General features: G+C 63.6%; 11 protein-coding genes. 3 read left to right on the top strand and 8 right to left on the bottom strand.

Going from position 1 to position 17,639, the window contains the following annotated elements; all coding sequences use genetic code 11:
* Nucleotides 1-2 precede the first annotated feature (2 nt).
* The 5 genes from ACP8ML_RS07790 to rimP all read right to left on the bottom strand — a co-directional run bounded on the left by ACP8ML_RS07790 (nucleotide 3) and on the right by rimP (nucleotide 7,179).
* A complete protein-coding gene (locus tag ACP8ML_RS07790; protein ID WP_081302740.1) occupies nucleotides 3-758 on the bottom strand; it encodes an ATP-binding cassette domain-containing protein in 756 nt (251 codons plus the stop codon).
* A 1,453-nt stretch (nucleotides 759-2,211) separates the two neighbouring features.
* The gene (infB, locus tag ACP8ML_RS07795; RefSeq protein ID WP_065674220.1) at nucleotides 2,212-5,112 is read right to left on the bottom strand and encodes a translation initiation factor IF-2; all 2,901 of its coding nucleotides are present in this window, start codon (nucleotides 5,110-5,112) and stop codon (nucleotides 2,212-2,214) included.
* Nucleotides 5,113-5,343: 231 nt separating this feature from the next.
* A complete protein-coding gene (locus tag ACP8ML_RS07800; RefSeq protein WP_065674221.1) occupies nucleotides 5,344-5,580 on the bottom strand; it encodes a YlxR family protein in 237 nt (78 codons plus the stop codon).
* Between the two features lie 89 nt (nucleotides 5,581-5,669).
* Entirely contained in the window at nucleotides 5,670-6,641 is a 972-nt protein-coding gene (gene nusA, locus ACP8ML_RS07805; RefSeq protein ID WP_016665729.1) for a transcription termination factor NusA, read from the bottom strand.
* Between the two features lies 1 nt (nucleotide 6,642).
* The gene (gene rimP / locus ACP8ML_RS07810; protein ID WP_065674222.1) at nucleotides 6,643-7,179 is read right to left on the bottom strand and encodes a ribosome maturation factor RimP; all 537 of its coding nucleotides are present in this window, start codon (nucleotides 7,177-7,179) and stop codon (nucleotides 6,643-6,645) included.
* Between the two features lie 144 nt (nucleotides 7,180-7,323).
* On the opposite strand from rimP, the gene ACP8ML_RS07815 reads away from it, so the two are divergent.
* The gene (locus ACP8ML_RS07815) at nucleotides 7,324-8,268 is read left to right on the top strand and encodes a DUF4439 domain-containing protein (protein WP_065674223.1); all 945 of its coding nucleotides are present in this window, start codon (nucleotides 7,324-7,326) and stop codon (nucleotides 8,266-8,268) included.
* Nucleotides 8,269-8,299: 31 nt separating this feature from the next.
* Here the strand turns inward: ACP8ML_RS07815 and ACP8ML_RS07820 are convergent, their stop codons facing one another.
* The 3 genes from ACP8ML_RS07820 to ACP8ML_RS07830 all read right to left on the bottom strand — a co-directional run bounded on the left by ACP8ML_RS07820 (nucleotide 8,300) and on the right by ACP8ML_RS07830 (nucleotide 12,814).
* On the bottom strand, nucleotides 8,300-9,067 hold the full coding sequence (locus ACP8ML_RS07820) for a sulfite exporter TauE/SafE family protein (protein WP_117188544.1): 768 nt from the start codon (nucleotides 9,065-9,067) through the stop codon (nucleotides 8,300-8,302).
* Nucleotides 9,068-9,154: 87 nt separating this feature from the next.
* Complete coding sequence (locus ACP8ML_RS07825; protein WP_171048533.1) at nucleotides 9,155-10,906, bottom strand: TIGR03767 family metallophosphoesterase; 1,752 nt, start codon at nucleotides 10,904-10,906, stop codon at nucleotides 9,155-9,157.
* Nucleotides 10,907-11,068: 162 nt separating this feature from the next.
* A complete protein-coding gene (locus ACP8ML_RS07830; RefSeq protein WP_036975346.1) occupies nucleotides 11,069-12,814 on the bottom strand; it encodes a proline--tRNA ligase in 1,746 nt (581 codons plus the stop codon).
* A gap of 506 nt (nucleotides 12,815-13,320) precedes the next feature.
* Between ACP8ML_RS07830 and ACP8ML_RS07835 the strand changes: the two genes are divergently transcribed.
* On the top strand, nucleotides 13,321-16,101 hold the full coding sequence (locus ACP8ML_RS07835) for a TIGR03773 family transporter-associated surface protein (RefSeq protein WP_117188547.1): 2,781 nt from the start codon (nucleotides 13,321-13,323) through the stop codon (nucleotides 16,099-16,101).
* Nucleotides 16,098-17,624 (top strand): anchored repeat ABC transporter, substrate-binding protein, encoded by a 1,527-nt coding sequence (locus tag ACP8ML_RS07840; protein ID WP_065673865.1) that lies wholly within the window; start codon nucleotides 16,098-16,100, stop codon nucleotides 17,622-17,624. The genes ACP8ML_RS07835 and ACP8ML_RS07840 overlap by 4 nt, the downstream gene beginning before the upstream one ends.
* Nucleotides 17,625-17,639 lie beyond the last annotated feature (15 nt).

Raw genomic sequence — 17,639 nt, forward strand, 5'->3', positions numbered from 1 at the left:
CCTCATGACCGATCGCCCCCGATGGTGTAGCCAGTCAGGTTGAGGTACCCCCGCTCGGCTGCCGACAGATGGTTGCGAGACCCGCTGCCCTCCCCCGCGGCGACGAGTTCGTCAACCGATCCGTGCCAGACGATCCGGCCCGTCGCGAGCAGCTTGACCTCGTCGGCAGCCAGGGCGACGTCGTCCATGAGATGGGTCGACAGGATGACCGCTCGGGACTCCGACTGCCCGACCAGATGCTCTCGAAAGGAGATACGCTCCCCCGGATCCAGACCGACCGTCGGCTCGTCGAGGACGAGCACCTCGGGATCGTGCACCAGGGCCGCTGCCAGGAAGACGCGCTGGCGTTGACCACCCGAGAGGGCACCGAGCCGGGAGCCGAGCAGTTCGTCAGCGCCAACGGCGGCCAGGGCCTTCTCGCTCCGCGCGGTGATCTCGGCCCTGGGGACGCGGTACATGGCTGCGCAGAACTCGACGAATTCCCCCACCCGCCAGGATTGTGTCCACCTGCACTCCTGGGGCACGTATCCCAGTGTGGCGCGGTGACGGGACCACTGCGACCGCCGGTGGAGGGCATCGCCGTCACGCATGACAACGCCTGACCTGGGGCGAAGGGTTCCGGTGAGCACACGCATCAACGTCGTCTTACCGGCACCGTTGGGACCGATAAGGGCGGTTACACCACGATTAAAGGCCGTCGTCACCGGCCCGAGGCGCCACCCGCTTCGGTAACCCGCGGTTACCTTATCCAAATACATTGAATCGGTGCCCACAGCGGATCTCCTCAGATTACCAATTTACCTTATTGCCACACGAATCCGGCCGAAATCGCTTATCAACACACAACGAAGAAGACCTCTTCCATCCACCCCTCTCATTACGACCCATATTTGAAATTACCGCGTCAGCACTCTTCCTATCAGACCCATGAACCATCCTGCTCGTCTCGCCTTTTGCGCTAGCCCGTGCCACGCCCGGAACACAGTTACCTCCGGGCATCGGCTGACACTTATAGATCAAAGAACTCGCATCGATCCTTCCATAAATACCGCGATCCTTACCGTCGGCATGCTTAGTCACGCGGTAATTATAATTAGCCTTTGAATGCCAATTCTCATCGGATGTCATGTATGCTTTCTTTTGACCTTGAGTCTTACCAGCACCACCAGCAATACCCTCCCATGACACGCTGACATTACTCCAGCCTGTCATGGGAGTGGGCCGTACCGTGTCGGCGACGCCTGGCACAGCGACCCCAACACCGATGGCGAGACCTGCGAGTGCCGCTACGCCGACGCTCTGTGCAATCTTCGCAGAAGACATGGTGTCAACCCCTTCCGATCATCAACACGTTTCGTATCGATACTCTTACGGGCCAATTCCACTGCCCCGTGGTTCACACGATATGCGAGAGAGGTTCACAGTATGCTGGCGCAGCAACGTTGTCATTCCATCCCGCTAAACGGAAGCCGCCGTCATAGTTCCAATCCCGGCCCCAAAGCCACCAAACACCTAGTCAAGTTGACGTTGCGGTGCCCCCGCCGACACTGCTGAGAGAAGCCATACGTGGGACCGATGATATTCGACCGTAGCCGCACCAATACAGGTGGCAGAGTCAGCGACGGTATCTGCCCAGCGTCCAACGGCGTCACCTAGGTACACCATCCCACCTCATCAATAGCGGCGCGAGCGTCCTCGTAGGGGTTTATGCGCTGGCAAGCAGACGAGATGCCGACGGTCCCGCTACATGGCCTCCTCTACCTATCCCAACACACCTCCGACTCTGGGAATTGGACCCCCAACAGCCGGACATCTCGTGGTCATGTGGCAATGCCAAAACGAGACGTAACCGTCGCGGGCTGCCCTCCGAGAAAGAGATGATACGGATCACGACTGGACCTGTACGCCGACGCGAGCCGTGTCGCCTTCCATTCGCCGCCACCGATCACCGCCGGAGGAGAGCGGCCCCGGGTTAGGGTGCCACTCAGCGCAAGCGCGTCGCCCGTGAAGACAAGCGTGGGTATTCCGAGAAGCTACCGACCTCGAACCATGCGACCGCCCCGTCAAGCTCGTACCTAGCCAAATTCCTGATACGGACGGTTGCACATGCGGACTATCGGGCCCAATTCACCACAATCCCCCGCCTGAGATAAGCGCACCAACGGGGCCGTCCGATCCTCGGATCGGACGGCCCCGTCGTGGTCACTGGCCTCAGTCGCGAGGCTTCTCCACCATCTCGTAACACTGGACCTCGTCGCCGACACGAATGTCGGAGTAGTTGGTCAGAGTCAGACCACACTCGTAACCCTCGCGCACCTCGGTGACGGCGTCCTTCTCGCGCTGCAGCGTGTTGATCTCGGTCTCCTGGATCACCACGCCGTCGCGGACGAGACGGGCCTTGGCATGACGACGGATGATGCCGTCGGTGATCATGCAGCCCGCAATCGTTCCAACCTTCGAGGAGCGGAAGATCTGGCGGATCTCCGCGGTGCCCATTGCCTTCTCCTCGTAGATCGGCTTGAGCATGCCTCGCAGGGCGGCCTCGATCTCATCGATGGCGTCGTAGATGACCGAGTAGTACCGAATGTCGACGTTCTCCTCGTCGGCCATGCGCTGGGCATGAGCGGTCGGGCGAACGTTGAAGCCCACGATGACGGCGTTGGAGGCGGCAGCCAGCGAGACGTTGGTCTCGGTGATGGCACCGACACCACGGTCGATGACGCGCAGGTCGACCTCGTCGCCCACGTCGATCTTGGCCAGGGCGTCCTCCAAGGCCTCGACCGAGCCGGCGCCGTCACCCTTGAGGATGAGCAGCAGCTCCTCGGCCTCGCCCTTCTCGAGCTGCTCAAACAGCTGATCGAGGGTCTTGCGACGCGACGACTTGGCCTGCTGGGCAGCACGCATCCGGGCCTCGCGCTTCTCGGCGATCTGGCGAGCCATCCGGTCATCGTCGACGACCAGGAAGTTATCGCCGGCGCCCGGCACCGAGGTGAGGCCGAGCACCTGCACCGGGGCGGCCGGCGCAGCCTCGTCGACGCTCTCGCCCTGATCATTGATCATGGCGCGCACACGTCCGTAGGCAGACCCGGCGACGATGGAATCGCCGATGTGCAAGGTTCCGCGCTGGATGAGGGCGGTGGCCACCGGGCCACGACCCTTGTCAAGGTGGGCCTCGATGGCAACACCCTGAGCAGCCATGTCCGGGTTAGCACGCAGGTCCAGCGCCGCGTCAGCGGTCAGGACGATGGCCTCGAGGAGGTCGTCAAGACCCTCGTGGGTACGAGCGGAGACGTTGACGAACATCGTGTCACCGCCGTACTCCTCAGGAATCAGACCGTACTCGGTGAGCTGTCCGCGCACCTTGTCCGGATCGGATTCCGGCTTGTCGATCTTGTTGACGGCCACGACGATCGGCACATCGGCAGCTTTGGCGTGGTTCAACGCCTCGACGGTCTGCGGCATGACGCCGTCATCAGCAGCGACAACCAACACCGCGATGTCGGTGGACTTGGCGCCACGAGCACGCATGGCCGTGAAGGCCTCGTGACCCGGGGTGTCGATGAAGGTGATGGCGCGCTCGACGTCGTCGACCTCGGTTTCGACCTGGTAAGCACCGATGGCCTGGGTGATTCCACCGGCCTCGCCCTCCACCACATGAGTGTGACGCAGGGCGTCCAGCAGCTTCGTCTTGCCGTGGTCGACGTGGCCCATGACGGTGACGACCGGTGGACGTGCGACGAGATCCTCCTCATCGCCCTCGTTCTCGCCGAACTCAAGGTCGAAGGACTCCAGCAGCTCGCGATCCTCGTCCTCCGGGGACACGACCTGAATGTCATAGTTGAGCTCGCCGCCCAGGATCTCCAGGGTGTCGTCGGACACCGACTGGGTGGCAGTCACCATCTCGCCAAGGTTGAACAGCACCTGCACGAGCTGCGCCGGCTCGGCATTGACCTTCTCGGCGAGATCGGTCAGCGAGGCACCACGACGCAGTCGGATGGTCTCACCATTGCCCTTGCGGACGCGCACACCGCCGACCAGCGGTGCCTGCATCTCGTCGAACTCTTGCCTGCGCTGCTTGCGGGACTTGCGACCACGACGGGAACCACCACGGCCAAAGGCACCCTGGGTGCCGCGACCACCGCGACCACCGCGACCACCGCCGACGGGACCGCGAGGTCCTCCGCCGAAGCCACCACCGAAACCGCCGCCACGGGATCCACCGCGGCCGCGGCCACCGCCGCGTCCACCACGACCAGTACTTGCCTGACCAATCTGAGAGGACTGGTGCTTCGGCATCATGGCCGGGTTCGGACGAGGCATACCGGCACCGCCACGCGATCCCTGGCTGCCGCCCGGACGCGGCATACGCTCACCCTGACCTGGACGAGGAGCTCCACCGGAGCGCCGTCCACCCTCAGGGCGATGACGGGACTGGCCCATTCCCTGGCTGGAGGCGAACGGGTTGTTCCCGGGACGCGGGGTTCCGGTACGACGACCAGCACCCGGACGCGGACCGGGGCGAGCACCCGACGGCAGCCCGCCGGATCCCCCCGGGCGCGGGCCCGGACGGGCACCCGGCTTCGGGGTGGCAGGCTTGGCCGACCCACCAGGCTTGGGGCCGGGGGTCGGTGCATGGGGCTTGGCGGCGTTCTGACCAGGCTTGGGAGCCGGCTTCGCGTCGCTCTTCGGTGCCGGGGTCTCCTGCTTCTTGGAGCCACCGGAAGACTTCATGAGACCCGGACGCGGAGTCGCACTGGTGCGAGCTGCAGAGCTGCGCCCAGGCTTCGGGCCTCCACTGGAACCGGGACGGGGACCAGGCGCCGGCTTCGGCGCGGGGCCCGGCTTGGGACCGGGAGTCGGCTTGGCCGACGGAGTCTCCTTGGACTTCCCCTTGGATGCTGCCTGCGACTTGCGAGCCGCAGGCTTCGCGGGCTTGGCATCGCCAGTCGGTTCAGCCGAACCGATCTGGTCACGCAGTCGCCGCACAACTGGTGCCTCAATGGTTGAGGAAGCCGAACGGACGAACTCGCCCATGTCGTTGAGCTTCCCCAGAAGCTGCTTGCTTGACAGTCCGAGCTCCTTCGCGAGCTCATAGACGCGGACCTTGGCCACTACTCTCCTTCGGGCCCGGCCGCGGTGGACCTGGGCCTAGTTGTTGTGAATCCTCATTGGTGCGAACTCATCGAGTGTTCATGAGCTTGTGCCCACTTCCTATTCAGTCCCTTCGAGCCAGAATGACCGACCGTCCAGGGACACGATTCGGTGAGGCCGCCGGACCTCCCGGCGGACATGCAGGAACAACTTTACCGAAACTGTCCTGTTGAGCCCAATTCACCGCGTTGGTCACTTGCCCCCATCAATCTCGTCGACGGTCACCCGCCGACGAAAGGATCGCGCGAATCCCCCGGACACGGCGCGCTTCCAGCACTCATCGTCAGGATGGACGTGAGCTCCCCTTCCAGCTGCACTGCCAGTCAGGTCTGCCACGACGACCCCGTCAATCAGCACATAACGCCTCATGTGGGCTAGATCGTCGACGCGTCGGCATCCGACGCAGGTGCGTTGGGGTCGTCTGGTCACCCGTCAACCCTAGGCCAGATGGAGAAACAAAAGCACGACACCCAACCTTCACGGGGAAGGTCGGGCGTCGTCGGCTACTTCAAGCGGTCTCAGACCTGGTTGTCAGGACGGATGTCAATACGCCACCCCGTGAGGCGAGCTGCCAGACGGGCGTTCTGACCTTCACGTCCAATGGCCAGGGAGAGCTGGTAGTCCGGGACGATGGCCCTGGCAGCCTTGGCCTTGGGATCAATGACCGTCACCGACGCCACCTTGGCAGGCGAGAGAGCCGCGCCCACGAACTCGGCGGGATCCTCCGACCAGTCGATGATGTCGATCTTCTCCTCGCCCAACTCATGCATGACGGCGCGCACTCGCTGACCCATCGGTCCGATGCAGGCACCCTTGGCCGAGACGTCGGGATTGTGGGAAACGACGGCGATCTTGGAGCGATGACCGGCCTCACGAGCCAGGGCCTTGATCTCGACGACACCCTGTTCGATCTCCGGCACCTCCATGGCGAAGAGCTTGCGCACCAGGTTCGGGTGGGTGCGTGAGACGATCACCTGCGGGCCACGGACCTCCTTGCGCACTGCCACGACGTAGACACGAATACGACGGCCATGCGAGTAGTCCTCACCGGGAACCTGCTCAGCCGGGGGCATGATGCCCTCGAGCGCACCCAGGTCAACGCGAACCGTGCGGGTGTCGCGGTAGGACTGCTGGACCACGCCAGTGATGACGTCACCCTCGACCGCCGCGAAATGGCCGTACTTCTGCTCATCCTCGGCCTCGCGCAGACGCTGGAAGATCACCTGGCGAGCCGTCGAGGCAGCCACGCGCCCGAAGTCATCGGGGGTGCCGTCGTACCAGCCGACGATCTCCCCCTCCTCGTCCTTCTCCGGGATCATGACGGCGACATTCCCGGTCTTGCGGTCGAGCTGGACCTTGGCCCCCTTCACGGGAGCATCCGTCTTGTCGTAGGCGTTGAGGAGGGCGTCCTCCAGGGTCGTCAGCAGGTAATCGAGCGGGATGTCCTTGTCCCGCTCAATCATGCGCAGGGTCGACAGGTCGATGTCCATCTCAGTTCTCCTCCTCCGACGCCTGTGCGTCGCGACGATTGAGCTCCACCTGCACGATGGCCTTCGCCACGTCAGCCAGCTGGACCTCGCGGGTGGTGTACAGGGGCTTGTGAGGTTTCGAGTTCTCTGCCTCGACCTCGAGGGTGACCTTCTCCTCCGTGGCCGCGATGATGCGGCCGTCGAAGGTCTCCCCGGATTTCTGCCCCTCGGCTGGGTTGAGGGTGAACCGCACCAAGCGTCCGACGTTGCGTCGGTAGTGACGTGGCTGGGTCAACGGAGTGGAGACACCACGCGAAGACACCTCGAGGGTGTACGGCGACTCCCCCATGGCATCGGCATCATCGAGGCAGCGGGAAATCTCGGCAGTGGCCTCGGAGATCTCGTCAAGGCTGGGTCCGTGGCCGTCAGGGCCATCCCCGTCGACCGTCACTCGTACCAGGCGACGTCGTCCGGCAGGCACGGCCTCGACGCGATCGAGTTCGAGCCCGAGCTGGGACACGACCGGTTCCAGCAGGCTGGTGAGCCTCTCTGCATTCATCTGTGTCTCATCCTGTTGTCGTTGCAAATTGTCCGCACCGAGTCTAGCCGCTCAGTCCTGTCACCTGGACATCATCGCCTCCCCACCTGGGTGATCCCCGGCGTCAGGTCGGAGGTACAGCTTCAGTATGGATAGGGTGAGCACATGATCGCTCGGAGAACCCTTCTTGCCAGTGGAGCCAGTCTCGTCGCCATCGGGCTGGCAGGTTGCGATCATGAGTCCGGCAAGAGAACGACCCCGGTGCGCTCAACCATTGCCAGCGCAGCCCCACAACGTCGCGATGCCGTGTCCCAGGAAGCCCTTCTGGCGCAGTTGGCGACGAAAGCCGCGAGTACCGTCGGTGGCGGCCGGAAGGTGATGTACCAGCGCGTCGCTGCTGCCCATCATCGGCATTGTCAGGTGCTGAGCCAGACTGACCCCTTCTCCGGAAACACAGGCTCCCCATCCCCCTCGGTCTCACCTTCACCGTTGACCGCCGGACAGGGATCGCCAGTTGCCTTGCTGCAGCGTCACGAAAAGGCTGCCGCTACCCAATATCTGTCGAATTGCCGAGCCGCAGGTGACCCCTCGGAATCCCTGGTGTGGGCCAGTCTCTCGGTGTTCTGCTCAGCTTTCGACCCCGACGCCCCCGCTCCACGTCCCACGCCCAAGGTTGTCCCGGTCTCCGTCGGACAGGAACCTCTCGTCAATGCCCAGCAGGCGCTCCTGACCCATCTCAATGCCCTCGTGGCAGGCCTGGAATGGGGCATTGGTCGCCTTGCCGAGGGCGACCCGCTTCGCGCCTGGGGATGGCGGCGACGCGACCGGGTCATCGCCCAGCGCGCCGAGGTCCGCCAGGGAATCCGCGAGGCCTCTACCACCCCGACCCCTGATCTGCCTGGCTACCCCATGCCGACGACCCCTGTCAATGCGGCAGCGACCCGTTCGCTGTGGTCCGACCTGGAAGACAATGTGCTGTCTGGCTGGGGTCGAGTGACAGCCGCGAGCCCGGCGCCAGCACGTCCGCACGCCGTCGCTGCGATGGCCAGCCAGACTGAGGTCCTCGTCCATCTGGGCACTGGAGTGACGACCTGGCCCGGCTGGGTGTGAGCAGGAAGCCGCGCCCCGGCGGCAACACGACTCAGATTCCCCAGATCAACTGAACTAGCATCCGTACTGCCAGCACGCTGGTGATGATGAGGAACATCGTCCGGACGAAACCATTGCCATGTTTCATGGCGGTCCGAGCTCCGATGAATCCACCAACGACGTTGGCGATGACGAGCGGCCAGGCGACGTGCCACCAGACATGACCGTGAATGGCCAGCGTCGTGATCGTGACGAGGTTCGTCACCGTGTTGCAGATCTTGGCCATCCCGGAGGCCTTGAGGAAGGAATAGCCGCCCACGGCCACATAGGTGAGTACCCAGAAAGTCCCGACCCCCGGTCCGATGGCTCCGTCGTAACACCCCAGGAAGAGGCCGATGATCGGAACCAGAACGGGGTGTTTCCCGCCCTCTCCGTGCGAGCTCACGCCCAGGGCTGGTCGTCTCCAGGTGTAAATCCCTATGACCACGAGGACGATGAGCAGGATGGGAGTGTAGACCGCTCGGGACATGTAAGTGACGATCCGAGCACCGATCACCGCGCCGATGACGGCCATGCCGGCCGCTGAGAGGAACATCCGCCAGTCCGGGCGCTGCTTGCGCAAGTACCCCACTCCAGCGGTGAGGTTCCCGACGACTTGGGCCGTCTTATTCGTCCCGACGATCGTCGCCACCGGCGTCTCGGTCGGTAAGCCAACCAACAAGAACGGCAGCATGATGAGTCCGCCCCCACCCACGACGGCGTTGACCCACCCTGCCATGAAGGCGGCGAGGACAAGACCAGCAAAGACCCACGACGTCACGTGTCAACCTTCCGTATGACACCAACAATTAGGGGCCCCGCCTCCTGAAAAGGGCGGGGCCCGACATGTTCTCGGCCTGGAGGTGCCTCAGGCCCACGGATGTGCCAGTAGCAACTCCGTGTTGTGATCGACCGATGTACCAAGCCTACGTGCCATCGTATGGATGTCGTTTGCCCCGAACTCTCGGTACAGACTGGCCAGACCATCCGGGTCCGTGGTGTCGTAGTCGGCCTGATAAGGGGCATTGGACTCGATCAAGGTCGTGAAGATGCTCACGGTACCGTCGTGATTGTCAGCAAGCTCGATGACACGGGCCATCTGGGGAAAGTCGACGTGCGACGCCGTGTTGATCTCCCACCAGCTACGGCGGGCGTCGAGAGCGTGCCGGTGAGCGGTGATGTTGTTGGCATGCACATGACCGTTGACCCACGCGACCACATTCGGGTAGTGCGAGAGCAGGGACACCAGTTCAGGGCCGAGATGACGAATACCAGTGCCGTCACCGGGGAGGACGGGGTTGTTCATCGTCTTCGAGTCATGGTGGCTGAAAAGGACGAACATGGTGTCGCTGGCCTCGTGATGCTGCCGCACACCCAGCTCGTCGTAGTACACGCTGCTACCGGCACGCAGCACGGACTTCAACCACTTCCACTGACGGTCGTCGATGGAACCATTGGTGTATCCGGCCCGGTTGGTGGAGTCCAGGCTGATACCGGTCACGCCTTCTGCGATCGGGAAGGTGTAATAACCGCGTACCGCGTTGAGGTCATTTTCGCTGAAACCGTGACCATGCGGACCTGCACCATCAACATCCTCACGCAAGTGAGCCTTGATGAACTCAAAAGGAGTGAAGGGCACGCGCCGCTCATCCGCGATGACCCGCCGAGTCAGCGAAACGGCATCATTGGACAGCGCGACCGGTCCGCCGCCTTGGGCAGCCTGAACGTACGCCTTGGCGTCCCTGTCACTGGCGAAACCGGTGATCTTTCGATCGCTGGTGTACATCGCCTTCAGAAACTCCCAATCAGCAGGCAGCGTGCCTTGGACTGAGTCGTCGTGGTTTCCGAACACCGCGTACCACGGGATCTTCACACCCGCGGACGACACCGGGGCCATGACGCGACGGAAGTAGCCGTCCACCTGGGGAAAGCCGGCACGTTTGTACATGTCGCCGTGATGCGCTTCAGGATTGTAAAACAGCGGATCCCCGAAGGTTTGCACACTCTCCCAGCGATCACGGGCACCAGTATTCGGGACGATCGTGCCCCCGGCCAACAAGGTGAGATACCAGTCCAGTTCGACGTGCTCATGGTTGTCGGTGTTGTCACCCGTGCTGACGAGAGCGTCGAAGGCCCGGCCAGTAGCCGGACCGCCCTGAAGCGAATTGACTCGGCGCACCAAGGAGGCCGTGGCGAGCGGCCCCAACGCCTCCTGCGGGCGAAAGGCCGGGCCAGCTAGCAGGTGCAGGAACTCGACCCGCATCGGTGACTGCACATCGGTCACGTGCAGGTCAGTGAGCTGAACGACCGACGCCAAGCCGTGGCGTCGGTCATCACGCCCGCTCTTGCCCCTGGCAAGTTCCTCGCGCACAACGAGCGGGTACCCGCGCCGTGCCTTGAGTCTGCGGTATCCGTTGCCCGGATCCCGCAGGCCCACCTGTTCGAGGGTGGTCCCGGCCGTGGAATGGAGACGCTTCGACGCATGAGCCAATGCCGGGGCGGTGCCGGTCACCGCTGCCGCAGCAACCAGGGTCATACCGCCGAGAAAGCTCCGTCGTCCCAACGTGTTCCTGGCCGCGTTGTCGTCAATTCTGGTTAATTTGTCTTCGTCCTCTGGCATCCATTTACCTTCCGCAAGGTCGAGGGGCCGTTCGGCCCGACGTACGAAACCCATTGTCAGAGGGGCATTGGGTCACTTGCGCGCCAGATTTCGAGAACAGTTGACGACGATACAGCCACGTGCGGATGTCGGCTGGTTAAACGATCACCTCCGGATCAGCGCTCAGCCGCGCACTTCCTCAAGGACGGCGGATACAGCCTCGGCCACACTGACCTCACGATTCTCACCCGTGGCACGATCGCGAACTTCAACGAGCCCGTCCTTGAGCCCCCGACCGACGACCACCGAGGTCGGCATACCGAGGATCTCACTGTCGGCGAATTTCACGCCCGGGGACGCCTTACGGTCGTCCAGGAGCACATCGAGTCCGGCCTCGGCCAACTCACTGGCAATCCTGGTCGCCTCCTCGAGGATCTCCGAGCCCTTGCCGGTGGCGAGCACCTGGACGTCGAAGGGAGCGACCTCGCGAGGCCAGGCCAGACCCTTGTCGTCACAGGTGCTCTCGGCGATGGCGGCCACCGCGCGCGAAACACCCAGACCATAGGAACCCATGGTGACGGTCACGAGCTTGCCATTCTGGTCGAGCACCTTGAGACCCAGGGCGTCGGCGTACTTCTTGCCGAGCTGGAAGATATGGCCGATCTCGATACCGCGGGACAGGTGCAGCTCACCACTACCGTCGGGAGCGGGATCGCCCTCGCGGATCTCGGCGACGTCGATGACTCCGTCGGGGGTGAAGTCTCGTCCTGCCACCATGTTGAAGACGTGACGATCCGTCTGGTCGGCACCGGTGATCCAGGACGTGCCGGTGACGACACGGGGATCGACGAGATAGCGCACCTTCGAGGAGTTCTCCTCGCCCAGGGATCCCGGGCCGATGTACCCCTTGACCAACTGTGGGTTGGCAGCGAAGTCCTCTTCCGTGAAGGGCTCAGCCACGGCCGGCTCGAGGGCGGCCTCGAGCCGTTTCTCGTCGACCTCGCGATCTCCTGGCAGACCGATGGCCAGTGGCTCACGCTTGCCGTCAGGATGGGTCACCATGAAGACGACGTTCTTGAGGGTGTCAGCCCCGGTCCAAGGACGATCCTCGCGAGGACGCACCTCGTTGGCCATACGGACCAGGGACTCGATGGTGGGAACCTCGGGGGTGTCGACGACCTCCGCATCCGGCAGCCCCTCGATCGGCAGCGGGTCCGGGGCAGTCATCCGAACCGCCTCGACATTGGCTGCATAGCCACCGGGAGAACGCACGAAGGTGTCCTCACCATTGGCGGCAATAGCCAGGAACTCCTCGGAGCGGGAACCACCCATCGGACCGGACATCGCCTTGACGATGGCATAGTCGAGACCGAGACGGTTGAAGATGCGAATGTAGGCGTCGCGCTGGGCCTGGTAAGCCTCGTCGAGACCCGCCGGGGCGACGTCGAAGGAGTAAGCGTCCATCATGACGAACTCGCGGCCACGCAGGATGCCAGCGCGCGGACGAGCCTCGTCTCGGTACTTGTTCTGGATCTGGTAGAGACACAGTGGCAGATCCTTGTACGAGGAGTACAGGTCCTTGACCATGAGGGTGAACATCTCCTCGTGGGTCGGGCCCAGCAACATCTCCACCCCCTTGCGATCCTTGAGACGGAAGAGGTTGTCGCCGTACTCAACCCAGCGACCAGTCTCCTTGTAAGGATCGGAGGCGAGGAGTGCGGGGAAGCACACCTCCTGAGCTCCAATTCCAGCCATCTCCTCGCGGCAGATGGCCTCGATCTTGCGCATCACCCGGAGACCCAGTGGCAGCCATGAGTAGATGCCGGGAGCAACCCGACGGATGTACCCGGCCCGCACCAGCCAACGATGGCTGGGGACCTCGGCGTCGGCCGGATCCTCTCGCAGGGTTCGGACGAAGAGCTGTGACATGCGCGTCAACACGACGTGTACCTTCCCGGCCGCGCTCGACCCTCCGCCGCCCTTCGACGTGACCGGCCACGACCACGTTGAATCCTAGCGGCAAGGAGGACGGTGCCCGATTTCGCCAGCTCACCCTCGACAGCCCGTCAGACTCTCAGCAGGTCACGCACAGCACGTGTATCGACTTCGACCGATCCCTCTACGCAAGCAATCTCGTGCAGCCTCAGGATGCAGGCACGTATGGGCCCATCATCCCGGTTCGCGCCGTCGATCCATGACCCGATATCACAGCTAGGGTCACCGGCAACCAAGTACAACGTTGATACAACGTGACACACATCACATTTCACAGCACCATGAAGCTAAGGAGGGGTCTTCGACAAGGTGAATTCTTGACGTCGGCAACCCGAGGATTGCCTGTCGCAACACGGTTCTCCACCGAGAACCCATATCAGACCCCAGTGGCGGTGATAACTGTTCTCATTATACAGTTAGTCGGAAATCACAGGAAGACAATGGAGGCCACCGTGAAACGGTTCGCATCGCTCCTTGCCGTCCTGCTGACGTTCCTGACGATCAACCCATCATCAGCGAACGCAGCAGCGCCGAGCCGGGAGCTCCTGCACAACGGCCTTGTCGACACCGCCCACGTCGAGTGGGGTACGGGCAACGACAGGCCGATCATGAAGGGTCTCTGGGGCAGTGATGACCTCAGGGATCCCAACAACGTCTACGCCCAAGTTGGATCGGACGCCGACCCGGGCAGCGAAAAGCCTATGGTCCTCGACCATGGTCACACTGACATCTTCCGCGTCGGATCGACCGACAATGGCGGACTCGACCTCAAGCTCAAGGAGGACGTAACCGGAGAGGGCATCCTGCACACCCCGGAGAACGTGCTTCTCAAGATCAAGGACGCTGCACTCATGGACATCCCGACAGGTCTGCCGGGAGCTCCCAGGGGTTATGTCCTCCCCCTCACCCAGAACCCGGAGGTTCTGTGGCCGGGTTGGGAGACCTTCGATGTCAAGCGCAATGACTTCAGCGCCGTCAAGATCAACATCAGCAACGTCAAGGGCCCCGGCCAAGTCAACCTGTTCTCGCAGAGCTCCTTCGGAGACCTTCAGTCACTGCTCGACGGTGGCTCCAATACCCTGCCGGGCACGATCACGGTTCATCATCCGTCCCACGTGCATGCCAACTGGGTGTTCAGCAAGCCAGGTGTCTACACCATGACCGTCCAGGCCGTGGCCGATAAGTCCGGAAAGACCTTCCAGACCAAGCCACACACCTATACCTGGGTGGTTGGCGACCAGACGGCCCTTCCGGCCCCGTGGGGCAAGCCGGCCCCCGAGCCGGCACCTACCCCGTCCGTGACGCCGACTCCGGAGCCCTCGGCCACCCCGAAGCCGTCCCTGACGCAGACCCCGAAGTCCTCGGCCACCCCGAAGCCAAAGCCCTCGGTCACCCCGAAGCCGAAGCCGTCCCTGACGCAGACCCCGAAGTCCTCGGCCACCCCGAAGCCAAAGCCCTCGGTCACCCCGAAGCCAAAGCCCTCGGTCACCCCGAAGCCGAAGCCCACCCCGAAGCCGAAGCCCTCCGTCACCCCGGCCCCGAAACCGAGCAACGGCAAGGAGCCCTGCCACAAGAAGCTCGTTCTTGACCACGGTCATTCCGACGTCTTCCGCGTCGGCTCAGCTGCCAAGAACGGTCTTGACCTGCAGGTCAAGGAGGACGTGACCGGCGAGGGTGTGCTTCACACCCCGGAGAACGTCCTGCTTGCCGTCAAGGACTCTGCCCTGACCACCATCCCGAGCGGGTACCCCGGTGCCCCCAGGGGTTACCTGCTGCCCATCACGCAGAACCAGGATCTGCTGTGGCCAGGCTGGGAGACCTTCGACGTCAATCGCAATAGCTTCAGCGAGGTCAAGATCAACGTCCGCAACGTCAAGGGCCCCGGCCAAGTGCACCTGTTCTCGCAGAGCTCCTTCGGAGGAGTCAAGGCCCTTCTTGACGGTGGGTCCAAGACCCTCCCGGGCACCATCACCGTCAAACAGCCGTCTCACGTGCACGCCAACTGGGTGTTCACCAAGCCCGGCCGCTACCAGATGACTGTTGACGCCACCGCCGTTCGCAATGGCAAGACCGTCAGCACCGGAACCCACACCTACACCTGGGTGGTCGGTTCCAAGGCCATCGCCGCCGCCAACACCTGCCCCACCAGTGACGGCGGCAAGGGCGGCACCCCGGTTCCCGGCAAGAACAGCACCAAGGGCGGTTCCGACAAGCCCTTCGATGATCTCGGTGTTGTCGGCAACACGCCGACCAACGAGGTTGGCGGAAACTCCGACCCGAACGGATCGACCGAGGGAACTACCACCAGCGGCTCCTCCGCCCGGAAGGAGATCTGCCGTCCGGTGAAGATCCCCACCAAGGCTGCCGCTGCCGTGAAGAAGACGGCTCAGTCTGCCACCCATCCTGCGTCCATCGCCACCGAGGGTCACTTCGACTGGGGCGTCCAGCTGCAGGCCGGCAAGCTCATCTCCGCTCTCAAGGACGACCGCTCCGCCCCGGCGAAGTGGGTTGTGCCGTCGAGCATCGTGATGGCTGTCGGTGACAAGGCCAACACCACGGCTCCGGCCGGCATGGAGTTCATCGCCAAGGGCGGCAGCAAGGTGTGGCTCATCGGTGCGACCCAGGTTCCCGGCGTGCCGTGGCTCGGCGTCAACACCATGCACGAGTCAATCGTCAGCGGCACCACCGGCCCGGTCCAGATGCACCTGGACAAGGTCAGCGGCCCCGGCAAGATGGCCGTGTTCATGTCCGGCACCTTCGGTGGTGGAGTGGGCCAGCGGGTCTTCGACAACGTCGGCGGACCCACCAGCTACACCGTCCCGGCCAACACCCATGCTCACCCGAACTGGGTGTTCACCGCCCCCGGCCACTACGTCGTGACCGTCACCCAGACGGCCACCACCAAGGCCGGCAAGAAGGTCAGCGCCACCGGCACCCTCCACTTCGCAGTGGGTATCGATGCCAAGTCGGTCGCCGCCTCCATCGGCAAGGTGTTGGCCTCCACCGGCGCCAACCAGAACACCGAGCCGGCTTACACCATCGTGGGCCGCACCCCCGATGGCAAGCCCTGCGATCTCAACGGGCTGCCACGCTCCGGTGAGAACGGCACCTTCGGCGATTCCGGTATCGCCTCCCAGACCAACCAGGGTCTGGTGGCCGGAGCCCTCGCGGTTATCGGTCTGACCGGCGCTCTCCTCGTGGCGAGGAGACGACGCGGGTGAGAAAACGCCTGGTGTGCGTCGTGGCCGCACTCAGCCTTCTGGCTGGGTGCGGCCACGCGCCCGCTTCCCAGAACGACAAGCTTTCCGTGGTGACGACCACGCCCATCCTCGCTGACCTGACGCGCAACGTCGCCGGCGATCGTGCCACCGTCACCTCGATGGTGCCCTCCGGCGCCGACCCCCACGCCTACGAGCCGTCGCTGCGTGATGTCCGGACCGTCGTGTACTCGAAGGTCGCCCTGTCGAACTACCTCATGCTCGAGCCCCATTCGGTCATCAAGACCATCGACGCCTCCCTGCCTGCCGGATCGATCAACGTCTCTCTGGCTGAGGAGGCACAGAAGTATGGCGCTGAGGTCATCCCGCTCGTCGAGAATGCCAACCTGGACACCGTCTGGCTGGGCCTGCGGGTCATCGGCAAGGGCACTGCTCAAGGGGCCGACCGTTCGTCCTCGGTCCATCTCCAATTGAAATCCGTCGACGGTCCTGGCGATCTCACCGCCTACATCACCGGCACCTTTGGTCGTCCGCAGATCTACTACTCGACGACTGACGGCGTCGACGAGCGTGATGACGTCGAGCTTCCTGCTGACGCCCACACCCACATGTCGTGGGCGTTCAGCAAGCCTGGCATCTACAAGGCGACCTTCGCGGCCACCCTGTCCACGGCCAAGGGAGACACCCCCATCGGCACCCAGACCCTGACGATTGCCGTCGGAGCTGATCCACGCACGATCCCCGAACTCGCCAATCGGACGGTCGTCGACAAGGGCCACGCGGACCTCTCCGCCGACATCGACGAGGGCAAGATGATCATCCTGTCCGATCCAACTGGCGGTGGCGTCCGCACCCAGAAGCGTCTCAGCCCCGACAAGTCGGTGGTGTGGGTGCCCCCGAAGGCACTCACCGAAATCCCACCGACTCCGGCGTTCCGATTCCTGGGCCACCCTGGCGACTCGATCCACCAGCTGCCCCAGGCCGTTCTCGGCGCGCACGTTCATGGCGAGATCGACCCCCATCTGTGGATGAGCATCAAGAACACCAAGGCCTACGTGCAGGTCATCCGTGACGCTCTCATCAAGGCCGACCCCGACGGCGCCCAGCCCTACCGAGAGAACGCCAAGACATACCTGGCGAGGCTGGAAGAGACCTCGCACTACGTCGATCGCAAGATCGCCAGCATTCCCAAGGGGCGGCGTCAGCTCATCACGAGCCACGACGCCTACGGCTACTTCGCCCAGGCCCACGGCATGCACGTGGCCGGATTCGTGACCGCCAATCCCGGTGTCGAGCCGTCCATGGCACAACGACGCAAACTCAACCAGACCATCGCCGACCTCAAGGTGCCGGCCGTGTTCCTGGAACCCAATGTGCTGCGTGGCTCCTCAGTGCTCGCGGCCATTGCCGCCGAGAACGGTGTCCAGGTGTGCCCCATTTACGGCGACACCTTCGACGACCGAGTCACGAACTACATCGACCTCATGAAATTCGACGCCGACTCCCTGGCCAAGTGCCTGGGATGAGGCTCCTGCGGAGGA

Source organism: Cutibacterium sp. LaCa_255 (genome assembly GCF_057458005.1).

Bases quoted from the DNA above. Each gene is read 5' to 3' on its own strand.
- ACP8ML_RS07790 (WP_081302740.1), bottom strand. From the start codon at position 758: ATGTATTTGGATAAGGTAACCGCGGGTTACCGAAGCGGGTGGCGCCTC.
- nusA (WP_016665729.1), bottom strand. From the start codon at position 6,641: ATGGACATCGACCTGTCGACCCTGCGCATGATTGAGCGGGACAAGGAC.
- rimP (WP_065674222.1), bottom strand. From the start codon at position 7,179: ATGAATGCAGAGAGGCTCACCAGCCTGCTGGAACCGGTCGTGTCCCAG.
- ACP8ML_RS07815 (WP_065674223.1), top strand. From the start codon at position 7,324: ATGATCGCTCGGAGAACCCTTCTTGCCAGTGGAGCCAGTCTCGTCGCC.
- ACP8ML_RS07825 (WP_171048533.1), bottom strand. From the start codon at position 10,906: ATGCCAGAGGACGAAGACAAATTAACCAGAATTGACGACAACGCGGCC.
- ACP8ML_RS07830 (WP_036975346.1), bottom strand. From the start codon at position 12,814: ATGTCACAGCTCTTCGTCCGAACCCTGCGAGAGGATCCGGCCGACGCC.
- ACP8ML_RS07835 (WP_117188547.1), top strand. From the start codon at position 13,321: ATGGAGGCCACCGTGAAACGGTTCGCATCGCTCCTTGCCGTCCTGCTG.